21 protein-coding genes and 1 pseudogene are annotated in these 17,555 nt (G+C 65.7%); 14 read left to right on the top strand and 8 right to left on the bottom strand.

Annotation, left to right across the window (positions count from 1 at the left end; all coding sequences use genetic code 11):
• The first annotated feature begins 76 nt into the window (after positions 1-76).
• Positions 77-1,921 (top strand): phosphoenolpyruvate carboxykinase (GTP), encoded by a 1,845-nt coding sequence (locus FK530_RS19050; protein ID WP_146488556.1) that lies wholly within the window; start codon positions 77-79, stop codon positions 1,919-1,921.
• Positions 1,922-1,975: 54 nt separating this feature from the next.
• Here the strand turns inward: FK530_RS19050 and FK530_RS19045 are convergent, their stop codons facing one another.
• Positions 1,976-2,968: a phosphatidylglycerol lysyltransferase domain-containing protein gene (locus FK530_RS19045; protein WP_146488555.1), complete on the bottom strand. Its 993-nt coding sequence runs from the start codon at positions 2,966-2,968 to the stop codon at positions 1,976-1,978.
• A 574-nt stretch (positions 2,969-3,542) separates the two neighbouring features.
• Between FK530_RS19045 and FK530_RS19040 the strand changes: the two genes are divergently transcribed.
• Complete coding sequence (locus tag FK530_RS19040) at positions 3,543-4,523, top strand: hypothetical protein (RefSeq protein ID WP_146488554.1); 981 nt, start codon at positions 3,543-3,545, stop codon at positions 4,521-4,523.
• Positions 4,524-4,562: 39 nt separating this feature from the next.
• Here FK530_RS19040 and FK530_RS19035 read toward each other — a convergent pair whose 3' ends face one another.
• A complete protein-coding gene (locus FK530_RS19035; RefSeq protein ID WP_231706706.1) occupies positions 4,563-5,714 on the bottom strand; it encodes an FAD-dependent monooxygenase in 1,152 nt (383 codons plus the stop codon).
• Positions 5,715-5,880: 166 nt separating this feature from the next.
• On the opposite strand from FK530_RS19035, the gene FK530_RS19030 reads away from it, so the two are divergent.
• Positions 5,881-6,411, top strand: coding sequence for an FAS1-like dehydratase domain-containing protein (locus FK530_RS19030; RefSeq protein WP_146488553.1), 531 nt, complete (start codon positions 5,881-5,883; stop codon positions 6,409-6,411).
• Here the strand turns inward: FK530_RS19030 and FK530_RS19025 are convergent.
• Positions 6,408-6,929 (bottom strand): annotated as a pseudogene (locus tag FK530_RS19025) (type VII secretion AAA-ATPase EccA); the annotation flags it as partial. The gene FK530_RS19030 and the pseudogene FK530_RS19025 sit on opposite strands and share 4 nt — an antisense overlap.
• Before the next feature lie 24 nt (positions 6,930-6,953).
• Here FK530_RS19025 and FK530_RS19020 point away from each other — a divergent pair.
• Positions 6,954-8,315: a recombinase family protein gene (locus FK530_RS19020; protein ID WP_146488552.1), complete on the top strand. Its 1,362-nt coding sequence runs from the start codon at positions 6,954-6,956 to the stop codon at positions 8,313-8,315.
• Positions 8,316-8,317: 2 nt separating this feature from the next.
• On the opposite strand, the gene FK530_RS19015 is transcribed toward FK530_RS19020, so the two are convergent.
• Positions 8,318-8,635: a sigma-70 RNA polymerase sigma factor region 4 domain-containing protein gene (locus FK530_RS19015; RefSeq protein WP_146488551.1), complete on the bottom strand. Its 318-nt coding sequence runs from the start codon at positions 8,633-8,635 to the stop codon at positions 8,318-8,320.
• A gap of 108 nt (positions 8,636-8,743) precedes the next feature.
• Between FK530_RS19015 and FK530_RS26900 the strand changes: the two genes are divergently transcribed.
• A complete protein-coding gene (locus FK530_RS26900) occupies positions 8,744-8,875 on the top strand; it encodes a hypothetical protein (protein WP_269434170.1) in 132 nt (43 codons plus the stop codon).
• A complete protein-coding gene (locus tag FK530_RS19010) occupies positions 8,872-9,816 on the top strand; it encodes a hypothetical protein (RefSeq protein ID WP_146488550.1) in 945 nt (314 codons plus the stop codon). Before FK530_RS26900 ends, FK530_RS19010 begins: the two co-directional genes overlap by 4 nt.
• Before the next feature lie 46 nt (positions 9,817-9,862).
• Here FK530_RS19010 and FK530_RS19005 read toward each other — a convergent pair whose 3' ends face one another.
• Complete coding sequence (locus tag FK530_RS19005; protein ID WP_146488549.1) at positions 9,863-10,261, bottom strand: hypothetical protein; 399 nt, start codon at positions 10,259-10,261, stop codon at positions 9,863-9,865.
• A gap of 107 nt (positions 10,262-10,368) precedes the next feature.
• Positions 10,369-10,668, bottom strand: coding sequence for a DUF3892 domain-containing protein (locus tag FK530_RS18995; RefSeq protein ID WP_146488547.1), 300 nt, complete (start codon positions 10,666-10,668; stop codon positions 10,369-10,371).
• Positions 10,669-11,053: 385 nt separating this feature from the next.
• Between FK530_RS18995 and FK530_RS18990 the strand changes: the two genes are divergently transcribed.
• From FK530_RS18990 to FK530_RS18970, 5 genes are all read left to right on the top strand, one after another.
• Positions 11,054-12,199 carry an AAA family ATPase gene (locus FK530_RS18990; RefSeq protein ID WP_146488546.1) on the top strand — a complete coding sequence of 382 codons (1,146 nt, stop codon included), beginning with the start codon at positions 11,054-11,056 and terminating at the stop codon, positions 12,197-12,199.
• Between the two features lie 247 nt (positions 12,200-12,446).
• Positions 12,447-12,767, top strand: a complete 321-nt coding sequence (locus tag FK530_RS18985) for a hypothetical protein (RefSeq protein WP_146488545.1) — start codon at positions 12,447-12,449, stop codon at positions 12,765-12,767.
• Between the two features lie 224 nt (positions 12,768-12,991).
• Positions 12,992-13,222 (top strand): MarR family transcriptional regulator, encoded by a 231-nt coding sequence (locus FK530_RS18980; RefSeq protein ID WP_146488544.1) that lies wholly within the window; start codon positions 12,992-12,994, stop codon positions 13,220-13,222.
• Entirely contained in the window at positions 13,219-13,506 is a 288-nt protein-coding gene (locus FK530_RS18975; RefSeq protein ID WP_146488543.1) for a hypothetical protein, read from the top strand. The genes FK530_RS18980 and FK530_RS18975 overlap by 4 nt, the downstream gene beginning before the upstream one ends.
• Positions 13,499-13,714, top strand: coding sequence for a hypothetical protein (locus FK530_RS18970; RefSeq protein WP_146488542.1), 216 nt, complete (start codon positions 13,499-13,501; stop codon positions 13,712-13,714). The genes FK530_RS18975 and FK530_RS18970 overlap by 8 nt, the downstream gene beginning before the upstream one ends.
• Positions 13,715-14,499: 785 nt before the next feature.
• On the opposite strand, the gene FK530_RS18965 is transcribed toward FK530_RS18970, so the two are convergent.
• Entirely contained in the window at positions 14,500-14,745 is a 246-nt protein-coding gene (locus tag FK530_RS18965) for a hypothetical protein (protein ID WP_146488541.1), read from the bottom strand.
• A 512-nt stretch (positions 14,746-15,257) separates the two neighbouring features.
• On the opposite strand from FK530_RS18965, the gene FK530_RS18960 reads away from it, so the two are divergent.
• The 3 genes from FK530_RS18960 to FK530_RS18950 all read left to right on the top strand — a co-directional run bounded on the left by FK530_RS18960 (position 15,258) and on the right by FK530_RS18950 (position 17,099).
• Entirely contained in the window at positions 15,258-15,689 is a 432-nt protein-coding gene (locus tag FK530_RS18960; protein ID WP_146488540.1) for a hypothetical protein, read from the top strand.
• A 28-nt stretch (positions 15,690-15,717) separates the two neighbouring features.
• Positions 15,718-16,485, top strand: coding sequence for a hypothetical protein (locus FK530_RS18955; RefSeq protein WP_146488539.1), 768 nt, complete (start codon positions 15,718-15,720; stop codon positions 16,483-16,485).
• A 137-nt stretch (positions 16,486-16,622) separates the two neighbouring features.
• Positions 16,623-17,099 (top strand): hypothetical protein, encoded by a 477-nt coding sequence (locus tag FK530_RS18950; RefSeq protein WP_146488538.1) that lies wholly within the window; start codon positions 16,623-16,625, stop codon positions 17,097-17,099.
• Here the strand turns inward: FK530_RS18950 and FK530_RS18945 are convergent.
• On the bottom strand, positions 17,063-17,479 hold the full coding sequence (locus FK530_RS18945; RefSeq protein WP_146488537.1) for a hypothetical protein: 417 nt from the start codon (positions 17,477-17,479) through the stop codon (positions 17,063-17,065). The genes FK530_RS18950 and FK530_RS18945 overlap by 37 nt on opposite strands.
• Positions 17,480-17,555: the final 76 nt, after the last annotated feature.

The raw sequence follows: 17,555 nt of genomic DNA, 5'->3' as shown, positions 1-17,555 counted from the left end.
CACCCTCGGTTCTGTGACCTTGCCCGATGTGTGACACTGGTTCAAAGGTTCGTATGCGACTTTGGAGATGACACCTATGACGTCAGCCACGATTCCCGGCCTCGACGGGGATTCGGTCCCCACGAAGCACGCACAGCTCGTCGAGTGGGTGCGTGAGGTCGCCGAGCTCACGCAGCCCGACCGCGTGGTGTGGGCGGACGGTTCGGACGCCGAATGGGATCGTCTGACCTCCGAGATGGTCGCCGCGGGCACCTTCACCAAGCTCAACGACGCGAAGAAGCCCAACTCCTTCCTCGCGCTGTCGGATCCGGCGGACGTGGCGCGCGTCGAGTCGCGCACCTACATCTGTTCGGAGACCAAGGAGGGCGCGGGCCCGACGAACAACTGGGTCCGTCCCGCCGAGATGCGCGCGACGATGACCGACCTCTACCGCGGCTCGATGCAGGGCCGCACCATGTACGTGGTGCCCTTCTGCATGGGCCCGCTGGGCGCCGACGACCCGAAGCTGGGCGTCGAGCTGACCGACAGCCCGTACGTCGTGGTCTCGATGAAGATCATGACCCGCATGGGCACCGCGGTGCTGGACAAGCTGGGCGACGAGGGCTTCTTCGTCAAGGCCATCCACTCCGTGGGCAAGCCGCTCGCGCCGGGCGAGGCCGACGTGCCGTGGCCCTGCAGCGAGACCAAGTACATCACCCACTTCCCCGAGACCCGCGAGATCTGGTCCTACGGGTCGGGTTACGGCGGGAACGCGCTGCTGGGCAAGAAGTGCTACGCGCTGCGCATCGCCTCGGCCATGGCGCACGACGAGGGCTGGCTCGCCGAGCACATGCTGATCCTCAAGCTGATCTCGCCGGAGGACAAGGTCTACTACATCGCCGCGGCGTTCCCGTCGGCCTGCGGTAAGACCAACCTCGCGATGATCCAGCCGACGCTGCCGGGCTGGCGCGCCGAGACCGTCGGCGACGACATCGCCTGGATGCGCTTCGGCAAGGACGGCCGCCTCTACGCGGTGAACCCCGAGTTCGGCTTCTTCGGCGTCGCCCCCGGCACGTCGATGGACTCGAACCCGAACGCGATGAAGACCATCGACGCCGGCAACACCATCTTCACCAACGTCGCGAAGACCGACGACGGCGACGTCTGGTGGGAGGGCATGTCGGCCGCGCCGCAGCACCTCACCGACTGGCGCGGCGACGACTGGGAGTCCAGCTCGGCCGAGAACGAGGACGGCGTCGTCACCGTCGCCGCGCACCCGAACTCGCGCTACACCACCCCGATGTCGCAGTGCCCGTCGATCGCCCCCGAGTGGGACGACCCGCAGGGCGTGCCGATCTCGGCGATCCTCTTCGGCGGCCGCCGCAAGACGACGGTGCCGCTGGTCACGCAGGCGCGCGACTGGAAGCACGGCGTCTTCATGGGCGCGACCGTCGGCTCCGAGCAGACCGCCGCCGCCGAGGGCAAGGTGGGCACCGTCCGTCGCGACCCGATGGCGATGCTGCCCTTCCTGGGCTACAACGTGGGCGACTACTTCGACCACTGGCTCAACATCGGCAAGCAGGCCGACGAGTCGAAGCTGCCCGCCGTGTTCTACGTGAACTGGTTCCGCCGCGGCGAGGACAAGCGCTTCCTGTGGCCCGGGTTCGGTGAGAACAGCCGCGTGCTCAAGTGGATCGTGGACCGCATCGAGGGCAACGCCACCGGCAAGGAGACCCCGGTCGGCATCGTCGCCACCCCGGAGGAGCTGGACCTCACCGGTCTGGACACCCCGGTCGAGGACGTCGCCGAGGCGCTGGCCGTGAACATCGACGAGTGGCGGGGCGAGCTGCCGTCGATCGACGAGTGGTTCGAGTTCGTGGGCGACAAGCTCCCCACCGGCCTCAAGGACGAGCTGGACGCGCTCAAGCAGCGCCTGGGCTGATCGTCTGTAGCGACGGCGGCCGCTCCCGGAATCGGGGGCGGCCGCCGTCGTCGTTCACAGGGTGCGCCCGCTGCCGTAGCGGCCGTACTCGAGCAGGATCAGCGCGGCGGCGACCCGGGCCACCTGGTGCGGCCGCAGCATGACCGCGCGCTCCTGGTCGAAGGAGTGGTACTTGCGCAGGTACCGGTACAGGCGCTCCACGTGGATCAGTGGGTCGAAGGCGTGCGCTCCCCGACGCGCCGCGGCCCGCAGCCACGGATGCCGGGCGGGGGTGTCCGCGAACAGGTCCGGGAACGGCGCGAAAGCGAGGGAGACCCGCTTGTAGCCGTGGTTCCGCGCCCACCGGACGGCCTCGTGGGTGAGTCGCTCGTCGACCCCGTTGGGCGCCTGCCGGAGTCGGAGCGGCAGGTCGAGGGACAGATCCTCCGGTCCGGCGGGGAGGTACCGGTGCGCGGCGCAGACGGTGCCGTCGGCGATCCGGGCGAGCGCGAAGACGGCATCGGGCGTCGAGCCGTCGAGCATGCGGCCGAGGATCATCGAGAAGCCCCGCGCCGGATCGTGCCCGGCGAGGGTCTCCATCCGCCGGATCGACTGCCGCTCGAGGTCGTCGAGGTCCCCCTCGCGCACGATCGTCACGGTGACGCCCGCGTTGCGGGTACGGGTCACGGCCTGCCGGAGGTTGCGGAAGCGGCGGCCGACCAGATCGAAGGACGCGGTGTCGATGACCACGTCGCGGCCGATCGGAACGGCGCGGAGGCCGTGCGCCTCCCACAGCGGGCGCGCCGCCTCGCCGGCGCCCAGGACCGCGACCGGCCGGCGCCCGGCGCGGCGCAGGAACTCCGCGACCGCCGCGGCGCGGGCCTCCGGGGTGACGCCGACGGGGTCTCCGCTCGCGACGACGACGCCGAGGCGGATCGCGTAGCTCACCGCGGCATCGCCCCCGGGCGCGGCGACGTGGTGCTTCTCGGGGCGGAGAGCGAACGGTGCGAGCGGATCGCCGACCGAGTGGCCGACCAATTCCGAGACGCTTCGAGCACCGAATGACATGGTCCGATTATGCGCCTTCGTCGTCGCGCTGCGACGGTGCGGTTCATCACGGGGAGCAGGGGAATACCGACGCGGGAATCGGAGCCGGGCTCGAGAACCGAACGGGGAGACAGTGGATGGCGCGATGTCGCAGAGGGGGAGGGTGGTGCGGCGATGGCAAACCGTAGGGCGTGGGCATTGGGTCGGGATCGCGCCGGCAATCGGCGGCCACCCTCGCCGACGCCCCTGTGAAAAGCGGACTTATCGGGTGTGATCGGGAAAATTACCACCGCGAAACATCGCGCTGTTCACGGTGGGCAAGACAGTTCTGAAAAGCGTCTGGCGCGCATTGTGGTCGCGCTCACATCGTGTTGTTTTCGTTACCCGTGTTTCCTGGAATCGGCGGAGGCGGTCGTGTTTGCTCAGAGATGGGTCGAATCGGTAGTCATAGCAATCACCTCTGAATTCTGTTTCTCTTCAAGGCTTCTCATCCGCGTGTCGCGATCCCTATCGGCGATGCGCGGTGATCGGTGCTGCGCTGTGGTAGCCGCTCGCCCGTGGGAATGGTCGTGCGCGCAGCGAGAAGGAGAGTGCAATGCCCAGGTATCAGGGACGCCACCGTCGGACCACGCGGACCTCCGCGTCGGTGACCCGCGTGACGGCGTCGGCGGCGGCCGCCGTGGCAGTGGGGTCGGTCTGGCTCGGGACCGGGGTCGCGCAGGCGGGCGGCGACCCGGCTGCACCGCCCGCGCCGGTGCAGCCGGCGGGCCCGGGAATGCCGGGCGCCCCCGGAAAGCCCGCCGGCGCGGCCCAACCGGGAGGGCCCGCGTCGACGGCCGGGACCGCGAAACCCGGTGCCCCCGCGCGCCCGACGAGGCCCGGGCCCGGAACCCCGGCGAGGCCGGCTGGTCCGGCGGCGGGGGTGCCGACCGCTCAGGGCGGCCAGGGCGCTGCCGGCGCCGCCGGCACCGGTGCGGGCGGGAACGGTGCGGGCGTGGGAGCGTCCGGTGCGTCGGGACGCACCGGCAGCGGCGCGCCGGGCTCGACGGAGCAGGGTGGCGGCACCCAGAGCGGTGCCCAGGCCACGGCCCCGTCCGGCACGTCCGGTGCCGCGGGCGCGTCGGCCGGAACGGACACGCCCGGCGGCGCGGGCGCGAACGGCGCCGGAAGCGCCACGGGCGCGGGCGCTCCCGGCGCCGCGGATTCCACAGTGCAGGCGGCCGGTACGGACGCCGAGGCGAGCGCCTCCGCGGGCGGCTCGGACCGCGACACCTCCGCCACGCTGGCGGGCACCGGATCCACCGGCGCCCGCGCCGCGGACGGAACCGGCACAGCCGGCGGCGTCACCTCGTCCGGATCGAGCGGCGGCTCGTCGACGACCGGCGCCGGCGGCAGCAGCTCCGGTGGAACGGGCACAGGCGGTTCGGGCACGGGCACGGGAGGCTCGGGCGGCACCGGTTCGAGCGGCACGGACGCGGGCGTCTCGGCCTCCGTGCCGGGCGGCTCGTCGGGCTCGGGGGAGTCGTCGGGCGGCGGGCTCCTCGGCGGCATCCTCGACGCGCTCCCGCTGCTCTGACGGCGGCCGCCGCGCCCCGCACCCGGGGCGCGGCGGCCGTCAGTCGGGCGGCGACCAGCGCTGCGCGCTGCGGAACACCCGGTCCAAGAGCGCATTCGGAGCGGCGCGCATCGCCAGGTCGCGCCCGCGGGCGAGGATCGGCGTGGGCGCCTGCAGCGCGGCGCCGATCAAGTGGGCCTGCCGCGCGATCGACTGCGTGCGGGGCCGGCGGGCCTTGTCGTAGGCGGCGAGCTTGGTGGGAATGTCGCGCGGATCGTGGTCCCGCGCGATCGGCCGGAGCAGCGACACCAGGACGGCCGCGTCCTCCAGCGCCAGGTTGGCGCCCTGCCCCAGAGTGGGCGGCATGGCGTGCGCGGCGTCGCCGACGAGCGTCGCCGGGCCCCGCGAGTAGGTGCGCAGGGGATGCGCGAGCCGCTCGATGGCCTGGTAGCCGATCCGCTCCGGGGCGGTCGCGGCGAGCAGCGCGGGAATCGGATCGTGCCAGTCCCCGTAGCGCTCCAGCAGCTCCCCTGGGTCGGGCAGGTCGTCGTCGGCCGCGGGGCGCACCGCGAACCAGTACACGCGGCCGTCCCGCAGCGGGACGTACCCGAAGCGCTCGCCGCGGCCGAAGCTCTCGCCGCTGTCGGCGAGCTCGACGGGGGTCGCGGTGATGCCCCGCCACGCGCCGTAGCCGCAGTACGCGGCACCCGGGTCGCCGGCGTGACTACCGCGCACGCGGCTGCGGATGCCGTCGGCGCCGACCAGGACGTGCCAGTCCTCGAGCAGGCCGCTGGGGCCGAGGTCCAGGGTCTCGCGGCTGAGCCCCTCCACCCGGATTCCGGGCCGGACGGTGTCGGGTGCCAGGTCCCGGAGCAGCGCCCTGTGCAGGTCGGTGCGGTCCACGGCCCGGAGATCGGCGAGGGTGTCGGGCGAGAACTCGGTGAGCCGGGTGCCGTCGGCGCGGCGGGTGCCGTACGGGATGGACGGCGGCCCGTCGGCCACGACCTCGCGCACCCGCTCCTCCAGGCCGAGTGAGCGCAGGGCCGCGAAGCCGTTGGAGAGCAGCGTCAAGCCGGAGCCGCGGGGCAGGAAACGGGCGGCCTGCTCGAGGACGATCACCTCGGCGCCGGCGCGCTGCAGGCCGGAGGCCACCGCCAACCCGCCGATGCCGGCGCCGACGACGGCGACGCGCAGTGAGTTGGTCCTCCACATGCCATCGACGCTAGTGCGGAACGTCCGCCGTGTCACCGAGGTGAGGGCCATCTGACAGGTCGTGTTGTCAGTGGGCTGTCCTGTGTTTGGGATCCCACCCGACCTGTGGTTATCCTTGAGCGTCCCTCCACAGGTGAAACGAGGGCAGAGCCCTCGAGGAGTGACCGTGGCCGTCGCCGACGAATGGGAACTGTGGTTCCCCGATGCATACGAGATCGGCGCGGAGACGGTGCGATCCTTCGCCCGCGCGACCCGCAGCTGGGACGTCCCCTACGCGGTCAGCCGCCGCCTCCCGAACGACGTGGCCGTCCCGGCGACCATGCTCGGCGCCCCCATGCTGCAGGCCGCGTCCGCAGTGGTCGGCAAGGCGATCCCGGGGTGCAACCTCGCGGCGATCATGCACGCCGGCCAGTCCTTCACCTACCTGCGACCGCTGCACGTGGGCGACGTGCTCAGCCTCGGCGTGCGGCTCACCTCGCACATCGTGAAGGCGGAGACCGACCTCATCGTGGTCGAGTGCATGGTCTACGTCGGCGAGGAGCCCTCGATCGATGCGGAGATCTTCCTGGTGCACAGCCAGCGCGAGACCGGAATCGACTTCGCGGCGGCCGACCGGCTCGCCGACGAGGTGATGATGACCGGCACCGGGCCGTCGAGCAGCGACGACTACGCCGCGAACGTCGCGGGCTCCCGCTAGACCGCGGCACCTCGGACCGCGGCGCCGAGCACACCGTCGAGCGCGCGGGCCATGTCCGCGGCCTCGATCCGCATGAGCACGGACTCGTCGACGCCGGCCAGATCCAGGCCCGAGTCCATGAGCCGTAGCTCCCGCTCCTCCTCGGCCGCCTCGATGACGTTGCGCACGAACCGGCCGTTGCCCAGGCGGTCCAGCCGGTCGGCGACGCCGGCGCAGCAGGTCTCCAGCACCTCCGCCGCCGCGCCCGTGAGCAGGGCGTCCCGGGACCGGGCCATCGCGGCCCCGATCTCGGCGAGCTCGCCCGGGCTGTAGCCGGGGAACCGGATGCGGCGCGCGAACCGCGAGGCCAAGCCCTCGTTCGAGCCCAGGAAGCGGTCGATCTCGGTGTCGTAGCCCGCCACGATCACCACCAGGCGGTCGCGGTCGTTCTCCATCCGCGCGAGCAGGGTGTCGATCGCCTCCTGCCCGAAGGCGTCGCCGCCCGTCAGCCCCTCCTGCACCAGCGTGTAGGCCTCGTCATTAAGTCAAGTTACACTCAGTCGATGCAGGCCCTGATCTACTGCCGAATCTCCCGCGATCGATCCGGCGAGCACGCCGGCGTCCAGCGACAAGAGGCGGACTGTCGCGAGCTGGCCGCCTCCCTCGGATGGGACGTTGCGGACGTCCTCGTGGACAACGACGTCTCCGCCACCAAGAGTAGGCCTCGTCCTGCGTTCGTACGGCTTATCGACCTGCTGTCCTCCGGCGCGTACGGCGGACTCCTGTTCTGGCACCCAGACCGCGCGTACCGGCGGCTCGAAGACCTGGGTTCGCTTATCGAGGTCGCGAAAGCCAACAACGTCGCGATCCGCACCGTGAAGGCGGGGGAGATCGATCTAACGACCGCCTCAGGCATCCTCCAGGCCGAGATTTTGGCGTCGGTCGCAAAGCACGAGACCGCAAGGATGGCCGAGCGGGTCAAGCGCGCGAAGGCCGAGACTCTCGCGCAGGGCGGCTATCGGGGTGGACCACGGCCATTCGGCTACGAGAAGGACGGTCTGACGATCCGGGAGTCGGAGGCGGTGTTGGTTCGGGAAGCGGCGGCGCACGTACTTGGCGGCGGCAGTCTGCGGCGACTGACGATGGACTGGAACGACCGCGGGCACGTGACGGCTCGCGGGCACCAGTGGCGGGTATCGACGATCAGACACATCCTGCTCACCCCTCGTGTTGCGGGCCTAGTTCCGATCAATGGGCGCAGCACCGACGACGCGGGAAAGGCACAATGGCCGGGGATTATCTCGGAGGATGATTGGCGGGCCGTCGTCGCGATTCTGCGAGACCCCGCGAGGACGACTACGACCAGCTACGAGATCGCCCATCAGGGTGTCGGCGGAGCATACCTGTGCGGCGTATGCGGGGCGACGGTGAACACCGTCAAGAGCGAAGTGGGACGTTCCTACAAGTGCTCGAAGTCAACGCACTTGAGCGCCAAGAAGTCATCGGTTGACGAGTTCGTGGATGAGCTGGTGATCGGAAGGTTGTCGATGCCGGACGCTGTTGAGGCGTTCGCCGGTCGCGGCGGTGGCGATGCAGGAGCGTTGAGGGCGGAGCGGGATCGGCTCGATTCGGCTCTTGCGGAGCGGGTCGACATGTTGGATGCAGGCGACCTCAGTGTCGAGCAATTCCGCAGGTCCTCTGGTCGTCTTCGGGAGCAACTGGCGGCGGTGGATCGAAAGCTGGCAGCGGAATCGGAACGCTCGCCTCTCGCAGAGCTGCTGTTCGCCGATGATGTTGCTGAACAATGGAAGTCGCTGACACCAGCTGTTCGCTCGCAGGTGATTAAGGCGTTGATGGTGGTGCGGATCTTGCGGTTTGAGCGTCGGGGGCCGATGTCAGGTCGAATTGCGATCGAGTGGAGATAGGGTCACCACTCGCTCTCTCCTCGAAGGTCGTCCTCTGCGCTGCGTGGACTTGGTCCGCGCTTGATGATTCGTCGAATGTTGCCTTCGGTGCATCCCACGAGATCAGCGATCCTCTGGTTTGTCCAGCCCGCCCGTCGCAGCGCGAACACATCGACGCGAGCGTCTGGCGTCTGTGCGAGCTTGAACGCGAGCACTGACATCGCCTCACGCATGAATTCGCTGTCTCGTTCGTCTCGGAGTTCCGCATGCACGAGGCCTTCGATCGCGCGCTGCAGGGCGACGATCTCTTCAGTGTGGCTCGTGCGGAGCGGGTGCGGCATGTAGGCCACTCTACCAGGCGAATCGTAGGAATCGTATGGCATGGCGGAGGTGGTCGTAGTTTTCGTCCCATCGCACCGAGCGGCGGGGCGGAGACCAAGGAGAGCGTGATGATCGAGACCGAGAACGGGACGGCGGTGGAGGTGCTGGCGCGGGCACCCAAACTGACGGCTGCGCAACTGGCGGAGCTGCGCCGGCTGCTGGCGACGGGCGGGCGTGGGCTGCAGGAGGTGGAGGCGTGACGACGACGGGCTCGCTCGACATGCACGTCGACGAGGAGGCTTACGAGACTAGTCCGATAAAGGCCCGGTACCGGCGCACCAACGCTGATCTCGCGTGCATCAATGCTGCAATCCTCAAGGTCGCGGAGGCCGAGGCCCCGGTCACCATCCGTGGCGTCTTCTACCGGGTTGTCTCACTCGGTTTGGTCAACGACGCAGGCCGTCCGCTGGTGCCGAAAGACGAGAGCGGCTACGCCGTCGTTCAGCGGCAGTGCCTCAAGCTCCGCAGATCGGACGACCTGCCGTACAACTGGATCGCAGACGGAACCCGGTTCGTGTCGCGCCCGCAGACGTGGGGCAGTCTGGGGCACTTCATGCGATCGTCGGCGCACCGGTTCCGTAGAGACCTGTGGATCGACCAGGACTACCGGGCAGAGGTGTGGGTCGAGAAGGATGCAATGAAGGGTGTGCTGTGGCCAGTGACCAGCGACCTAGCAGTGCCGATGTACGTGGCTCGCGGATACGCCTCTGAGACGTTCCTGTACGAGGCTGCCGAAGACATGGCGGCGGTGAACAAGCCGACAGTCGTCTATCAGCTCGGGGACCACGATCCTGACGGAGTGCACGCGTGGGAGCACACCCGACGAAAGCTGACCGAGTTCGCCGAAGACATGGGAATGGACCGCGAAGACCTCATGTTCGAGCGACTCGCGGTCACCCCGGCGCAGATCGAGGAGTTCGGCCTCATTACTCGCCCGACGAAGGTCAAGGGGAAGTCGGCGGCGCAGGCGCGCAAGGCCCTCGAGTTCGGGCCGTCGGTGGAGGTGGACGCGCTGCCTTCGTCGGCTGTGCGGGATCTCCTTCGCCGGAAGTTGATGGACTGGCTCGACGTGGACCTGATGGAGGAGGTGCTGGCGGAGCAGGCTGATGATCGAGAGGTTCTCGTGTCGCTCGCGGGATAACGGCCTAGTGCCGTATACCGCTGAGGCGGGCCGAGCTGCAGCCTCATCAGTAGAGACTTGAGACCGACGCAACCACCGTAAGCACGGTCCCCACAGCGCTCAGGGCTGGCCCAACCAGGTAGAGCTGACTGGGGCGATTCTCGTTCGCGTAATCGTAAAGAGACGCTACGCGCCTATACAGGCTGTTTCCGATGTACTGAGGTCTGCCGTGAAGGTGCACGAGTTGCGCCACCAACTCGCCATGCGGTCCAGCTCTGGCCTGTTCGATGTCGCTTTTCAGCTTCTCGATCTCATCAGTGTCGGAGTCGTAGTTCACTTGAAGGGAATTCATGAGATTGTGGAAGGAGACCCGACTCTTGTGCGCGTCCCAGGCAACTAACGCAATGCCGACCGCCAGCAGGACACCGCCGACAACATACAGCGCTACTTCGATGCTCCTGCTCACCCGACTATCGTAGATCGACCTCCGGAAGCGACAGCAGATTGTCATTGAGAACGCCGTTCGCCTTCGACTGCAAGTAGGCGGGACGGTCGGCGGCGTAGGCGGTGGGATCAGAACCGGCGCAGTTCCAGCAGGTTGTTCGACTCCGTGCCGTCGCGGACGGTTCGGATGTAGCGGGGCGCGCCCTTGGGATAAGCGACAACGTCGGCTCTGCCGCTCTTGCTGCGGCAGTAGAACGTGTGCCCGAGGGCGATCCAGTTGAGGATGGTCTGTAGTGACCGCTCACGCTCGTCATCCTGGACGGACTCTCCGCTGTGGACTCGTGCGGCCATTACGGCTGTGATGTGTTCGAATCGCTGGGAGTTCGTGGGTTCGAGGTGGACGGCTGTGATGCGGTACTCGTGGCTCATGGCTTTGAGTGTGCGTCGGGGTGAACGAGAGGGGTGGACGCCCCGACGTGAATATTGGATTGCTCACATTATCCGCCAACCTATTGACAAGTGTCCTGGATATTGATCTCGCTACCAGGATCACATGGTAAGATTAAAGAGAAGGTGTTTTCGAGAACACCACTACCGCGCCGATAGTGCGCATTCAAATCAAGGGTCGCAGCCGAATCGGGTTGCGGCCCTTTCGCATTCCAAAGGAATCCCCTATGCTTTGCTTCAGTGTTGAACCACGCCGTAACGCCCCGGGCGCAGTGATCAGAATCGACGGTAGGCGGCTCGTCTTCCTCAATTCCGACAAGCTCAACATGCTCATCGAAGAGCTGCTCGCGATCCGCGAGGGCCGCGCATGATCGGAGCCGACCGCAACGACGACGGCTGGATTGTCGACGGCAACGGCAACATCATCGACCCCGAGCATCCCCGAGCCGGGGAAGTGAAGATCGACGGTGTGCGCTTCCTGCCCCTCAGTAGTGCCCCAGCAGCGGAGCCGCCGAAGTGGGCCGTACCCGGAATGATCGTCTCCAACGCCTACAACCATCTATATGGTGACGAGGGAATCGGGAAGTCCGCGTGGGCAATTCATATCGCCGCCGAGGTCACCAGGACAGGTAGGCGTGTCGTGTGGATCGCCACCGAGGAAGACATCACTACGATGACGCGCGCCCGTCTGGAGCTGGCCGGGGCCGACTGCTCACTCCTCACGGTGCTTGCCGAGGACGACGATGACTTCGAGCAGACGACGACGACGCCAGGTGTGATCGCCGAGTACGCGAAGAATGTGGCCGACTCCGAGCACCCTGTGGCACTGGTAGTGGTGGACAGCATCAATGATCTCGCACCACGAATGGAGACCGGGGCCGTGATTCAGATGCTCACCGCATGGAACCGTGCCTCGCGGGCTGGAGGATTCGCCACGCTGGGGATCGCGCACACGAACGCCGACACGTCGGGCAGTGTCCGGGCAGCCATGGGCTTCTCGCGCGAGTACGCGAAGAAGGCGCGGAGCGTCCTGCTGGCCGTCGCACAGGGCGAAAGCGATCTCGCTGTGGGCGTGGTGAAGAACAACCTCCTACCGCGTAATCAGCCGGCGTTGCGGTACTCGCTCCGGGCGCATCTGGTGGATGCGCTCGGCGTGAAGATCCCCGTCGCCGAGTATCGCGGGAAGTACGCCGTGACCGTCGCCGACCTCCATGCCGACAAGATCGGTGATGAGTCGACGCAGCCGATGAGCGAGGCCGACCGCGAAGAGGTGAACGACGACGCCCTGACGCTGCTGGCTGCCCTCGTCGGAGAGCCCACCGGGTTGACGCGGGAGGCGGCGATGAAGGCCGCAGGGCTCACCGATGACAAGTTGAAGCGCGCAGTGAGGTCCCTGCGGAAGGCCGGGTATGTCGAGCAGGGTGTGCGTCAGCACGACGAGAACGGGCGTCTTCAGCCCACGCGGTATATCGCCACTGAGGCGGGGCGGAACGCGAATTCCCCTGGGGTATAGAAAATCGTCCCCCAAGGTCCCCGAAGGTGATGACCTGCATATATGTCATCCCCCAAGGTATCCCCCGAGGTCCCCCAAGGTCCCCGAAGGTGTGACCTGCGCAAACATTACAAATCCCCAGGTCAGACCATGGGGCACCACGGGGGACCATGGGGCAAGCCATGGGGGATCATAAAACACCAGGTCAGAGCCTACGGGCACCACGGGGGACGTGAATAACACCCCGCGCCCATGGAGGAGAACGAACTTGACCGCGATCACTCGCAAAGACAACGCGATCTACGACAGCAACGGGCGGCTACTCCGCACTGGGCACCACGCCATCCGAAACCAATACTGGCCGATCCTCCGCAGCATCGTCGCCGCCGGAGGAATCCCCAACGACGCCGACCACGACGCGGTAACCGTCGAGGCCCTCGCACTCGTATGCAAGTACGGGCCGAAAGTCCCCGCCGAGATCACCTGGCGTGGATGGAATGCAACCGCGCAGCAGACCGCCGTGCACATCGTCTGCGCGAAGCTGCGCGTGCTGTCCTGGTGGGAACTGCAGCGGAGGTACCCCTCGTGACTGAGGACGAGTTTCTGCCCGATCTGGAGCAGTGGCATCGCGCCAATCCTGCCCCAGAGCGTGCTCCGTACTGGTTCGAGCAGGAACCGCCTCACTGGAGCCCGCTCACCGTCACCGAGTGGCATCGCGCCAACCGGCTTCACGGCCACTAAACAACAACCACACACATCGAGCCCCCAGAAACGATCTGAGGGGCTTTTCTCATATCCAAGGGAGTCACAAAAATGGCACAGATCAACATTCACCAGGCCGCGCCGGGGCATGTCCTCGGCGTGCTCGCGGACGGCGAAGTCTGGACAACCGATCAGTTGTCGCGGACGTCTCTGCTGGCCGCCTCTACGGTTCCCGGCGTGCTCGGTGCGCTCCTGTCCGCAGGACTTGTCGAACGCCCCGTACGTGGGCGCTATCGGATCACCGACGCGGGTCGCGCACACCTGCAGGAGCTTGCCAATTGACTCGACTCAGCCTTCGGGGCGACGGCGAGAAATATGAGATCCGGCGGGGAACACACGCGGTGACACTAAAAAACGCTGCCGACGCGCACCGGCTCATCACGGACCTTCGACGCCACTACGACGACGGCCAACAGGACCGATCCATCGTGCACCTCGAAGTCGAGCCCGACACCAACGGGGCGATCCTCCGCAGCGGAATCTTCTACGTGCGAGTCGCAGCAGACGATCTTATCCGCGTAGCCGACGCCCTCGTGGACCTCGCAGAAGGACAGCACGATGACTGACCGCGACCACCGCAGGGAACTCATCCCGCTCATCACAACCCGACCACGCCACCTCGCAGACATCGCCGCACAGCTCGGCATCAGCGAGATCGTCACGGCAACCGCGCTCGGCTGGCTAAAGCTCCACAACTATGTCGTCTACCTCGACGGCCACGGCTACATCGCGACGCCGACGGGCATCGCATGGCAACAGGAGAACAACACATGAAACTCACACGGACCCGACGCGGCGACTGGCGACTCACCACCCCACGCACCTACGTCTTCCTCACCGACGAGGAACTGGCAGAGGCCGGGCAGCTAATCGCGCAAGCCCTGAATAGCGGCGCGGACACGGTATACAGCAGCGGGGGTGAAGCGTGACCGAATTCAGCTACCTGGTCCAAACCGAAACAGAACCGATAGCGGTGTCACTCACGGCGTCAGGGCGTATCGCCCTCTCACAGGATGGGGTGACTGTCTACTTCCCCGGTGCGAGCGCCGAAACTCTCATCGCAGCGATCACCGCCTTGCACGCCCCCGACACCCCAAACACCAGCACACCGGCACGAACCGGTCGCACCTGGTGACCGACGCACAAGTGCTCCACACCCTCGCGGCGCAACTCCTCAACAACCTCGAATCGCGCGGCAAAAAGGAGTGATTTGCAACTCACAAACCCCCACGCAGGACAACACCTAAAACCACCAACAGCCTCTACTCTCCCTCTCCTCCGAGTAGGACTCAGTGACCAAGGACGAGTAACGCTCCACAGCTCACACCAACGCATAACAGTCACAGTGAACGAACTGAGAACACTTCTCGATCAACTCCATGACCGTTTAGATGAATTGGAAACCCTCCTATGAGCAGAGCCAAACGGTTCGACGTTGAGCAGATTATCGACGATGTGATGCAAGCCGAATACGAGTGGCTCGAATCCCTCGACACCGAGCATGTCAGATTGCGCCAGCCCAGACCGGGGCCAAGCTATTTCGAAGACTGGGATATCGACTAAGCCGCGACAGGTTCGCTCTCATCGGCAAGACCGGCAGCGTACCCCTCGGCGTAGGCCTTTATGGACTCCGCGCACTCATCCTGCGTCCGGCGAACAATGGTGCGCTCTTGCCGCTCACCCGCGTTCAGCAGCAGCAGGAAACCCGCACTGCCGACAACTAGGCCACCAAGCAAGAACGAGCCCAGAGAAGGCGTGAGCGTGATGCCGGCGAACACGACCAGAACAGCGATGACAGTACGCATAGCGAATGCCTCCGAAGACGAGAGGAAAAGGGGAATGACACAACGCTATCACCACCACGCCAACAACACAAGCGAAAACCGTTGCCGCACAACAAGGGTGGGGGGAGGGCCTGCCCCCAACCCTCGGGCCGCCTCCTGGGCGTATCGGCCTGTGTGTGTCCACGGGGATTCGGCCTTAGGGGCGGGGACAGTTCAAGTGAGATTTTGATTCGAGTTTCGGTTTTCGGCGGGGGATAGAAATAGCCTTAGAGTTTGAGACGGTTGGAGGAAATGAATGGATTTGATGAAGGCGGCAGTGCGGTCGGATTTGACTGCGAATGCGGTTAGGCTTCTTGTCGGTTTAGCGAGTATTGCGGTGGATGGGGTGACCCCGGCGACTGATTGGGCTGATGTTGGCCGGTGTGCTGGGATGAGTCGTTCGTCTGCTCATCGTGCGGCGGTGGAGTTGCAGCGGGATTCCTGGATTGAGCGGGTGTCAGCGGTGTGGGCGCTTCCTCAGTGGAGGTTGCGTGATGGGTGAGTACGGGTTCGGTGAGGCCGGTGAGGCGTTGTGGGTTGCGATTTCGGCGGCGTACCACGTGGATAGCTCGAATGAGGTCCTGGTGGTGCAGGCTTGCCGGATCGCGGATCAGGCCGAACGGGTGAATGATGCTTTGCGTGATGGTTCGCCTTTGATGGTGGAGAATCATCGTGGGGATTTGGTTGCTTCGCCGCTCGTCGTGGAATTGCGGAATCTTGCGTCTACGCTTAAGCAGCTGTTCGCGGCGTTGGGGATTTCGAAGTTGGAGAGGTATGCGGGGTCTAGTAGGCCGCGTGGTCCGGCTGGGCAGATTATTGATAAGGCTCGGTCGAAGATTGATTTGCAGCGTGAGATCGCTGAGAAGAAGGCCGAGTTGGCCGCTATTGATGATATGGACCGGTTTCTGGCCGGCGAGCTAGACTAACAAGAAGGAATTGAGAAGGATTAACACTATGGATGATGCTGCTACTGTTGCTCAGATTTCGGCGAGGGACTTCGCGGAGGTTCGGAAGGCCGTCGAAGCCCTCGATTACCTCGGATTCGACATGACGGACGAGAAGGCCACGTTCAACACCCTGAGGCGGTTTCTCGCTGATGTTGCCGGTGCCGCCACCTTCCGGGCTGACAAGCTTGACGTGAAGCAGGTGCTCCGCGAGGCCAGTGAACCCGACCCGGCGCGAGTGCGAGCTGTCGGGGACCGCATCGTGGGTGTTCATCTTCGTGAGCTGCGGGACAGTCTCGCCGAGCATGGTGACGAAGCGGTTGCTGAGATTGATCGCCGCCGCGACGCCCTGCGAGACCGGTACAACGAACTGCGGCCTGTTGCCGCGCACCTGTCGGCGGAGGACGCGATTGGTACTGGGCTGGTCGATGAGTACCGCGAGTACAAGAGCCTGTTGGGGGCCTGGAAGGCTGTCCAGAGCGCCGAGCGTGCACTGTTGAATGTGCGTGCCATTCCTTCCGAGGGGGGTGCTCATGCGAAGCTGTCGCATCGGCAGTGGCGGATTGGGCACTTGGCGTGGGCGCGGAAGACAGGACGCATCGAGTTGGATATTGAGGATGGGTCCGGTCGGGAATTGTATGAGGCGGCTGCACAGTCCACGGTGACGGAGCCGGAGGTGTCGGGGCAGTTCGATCCGTTTGACACGAGAAATACCGGTGGCGGTATTCCGGGGCCGCAGGCTGCACCGGAGAAGGTCGTATTGGGCCACAACCTGTAGGTTCCCTGTATTGGCCTCTAGTTTGGCCGTAGAACGATTTAGCCCCCGTCAAGGTGTGATTGCCTTGGCGGGGGCTTTTTCGCCGTTTAGGGGCTGGCGGGCTGAGACCGCCCCTTCGTGTCGGTACGCTCTTCGACGTGCGGAATTTCCGCACGTCCTTCGGTTTGGGGCATGCGATCGGTCTGTGGATCATCTCGCACAATCTGCATCGTCGGCACCTCCAACCCAAGCAACGAGCAGCTATCGCTGCGGAGTACCTCGAGGTGTTCGCGGCTGAGGCGAAGAAGCGGCAGATTGCGGCGCAGAATAACGAGGCCGCTAAGGCAGTTATGGCAAATTTGCCAGAACAGGTGAGGGGCGGCACGGCCTCCGATGAGGCCGGTGACATGTTCGGAGTGTCTGGAAGATCAGTGCGTGACGCTCACTTCGTCATGAAGAACAATCCAGAGGCGTTCGAGAAGATCAAGAACGGTGAGGTCGCCCCGTCTGCCGCTGCAAAAGCGGAACGGGCCAAGAGCGCCCCACCCAAGCCAGAACCCACCATTGAAGAGCGCGCCAAGAAGGCCGCAGAACGCATCTATCGCGAAGTAGCGCTCGGGCGGCGAAGCCGGTGACCCCACAAGAGCCAAGCTCCAAAGCCGCCTGCCAGGACAGCACCTGCACCGATGACGCCGACCCAGATACGGCGCTCCTGATGGCGTTCTTTGCAATAGTGATACGAAGCTGATCCCCGCCGCGCATCGGCCATCAAAGCACTGACGGCATCCTGGGCACCTTGTTCCAGCTCCGCTTGTGACGTGGAGCCTCGGAAGTAGACGCCAGGATCGTCGCTGTTGTAGGACGAGGTGTACGTCCACGACTTGTCGGAGGCGAAGACAGTGCCGCAGTCGACGCCTGTCGCCTTCATGGGGAGAAGCAGGAGCAAAGTCAGTGGAATGAGGAGGAGTCCCGAAACCGTAAGTGCAGCTATCGAACCGACCTTCTTGGTGTTCATTCTGGGAATCGTAGATCGCGCCTTCTTCTTGTGGCGCGTTATCGTTGCACCCCGAACCGGAGTCGAACCGGCTCTA

The sequence above is a fragment of the Tsukamurella conjunctivitidis genome (assembly GCF_007858475.1).
GTDB lineage: Bacteria > Actinomycetota > Actinomycetes > Mycobacteriales > Mycobacteriaceae > Tsukamurella > Tsukamurella conjunctivitidis.
This window is presented reverse-complemented; position numbering and strand designations above follow the sequence as displayed.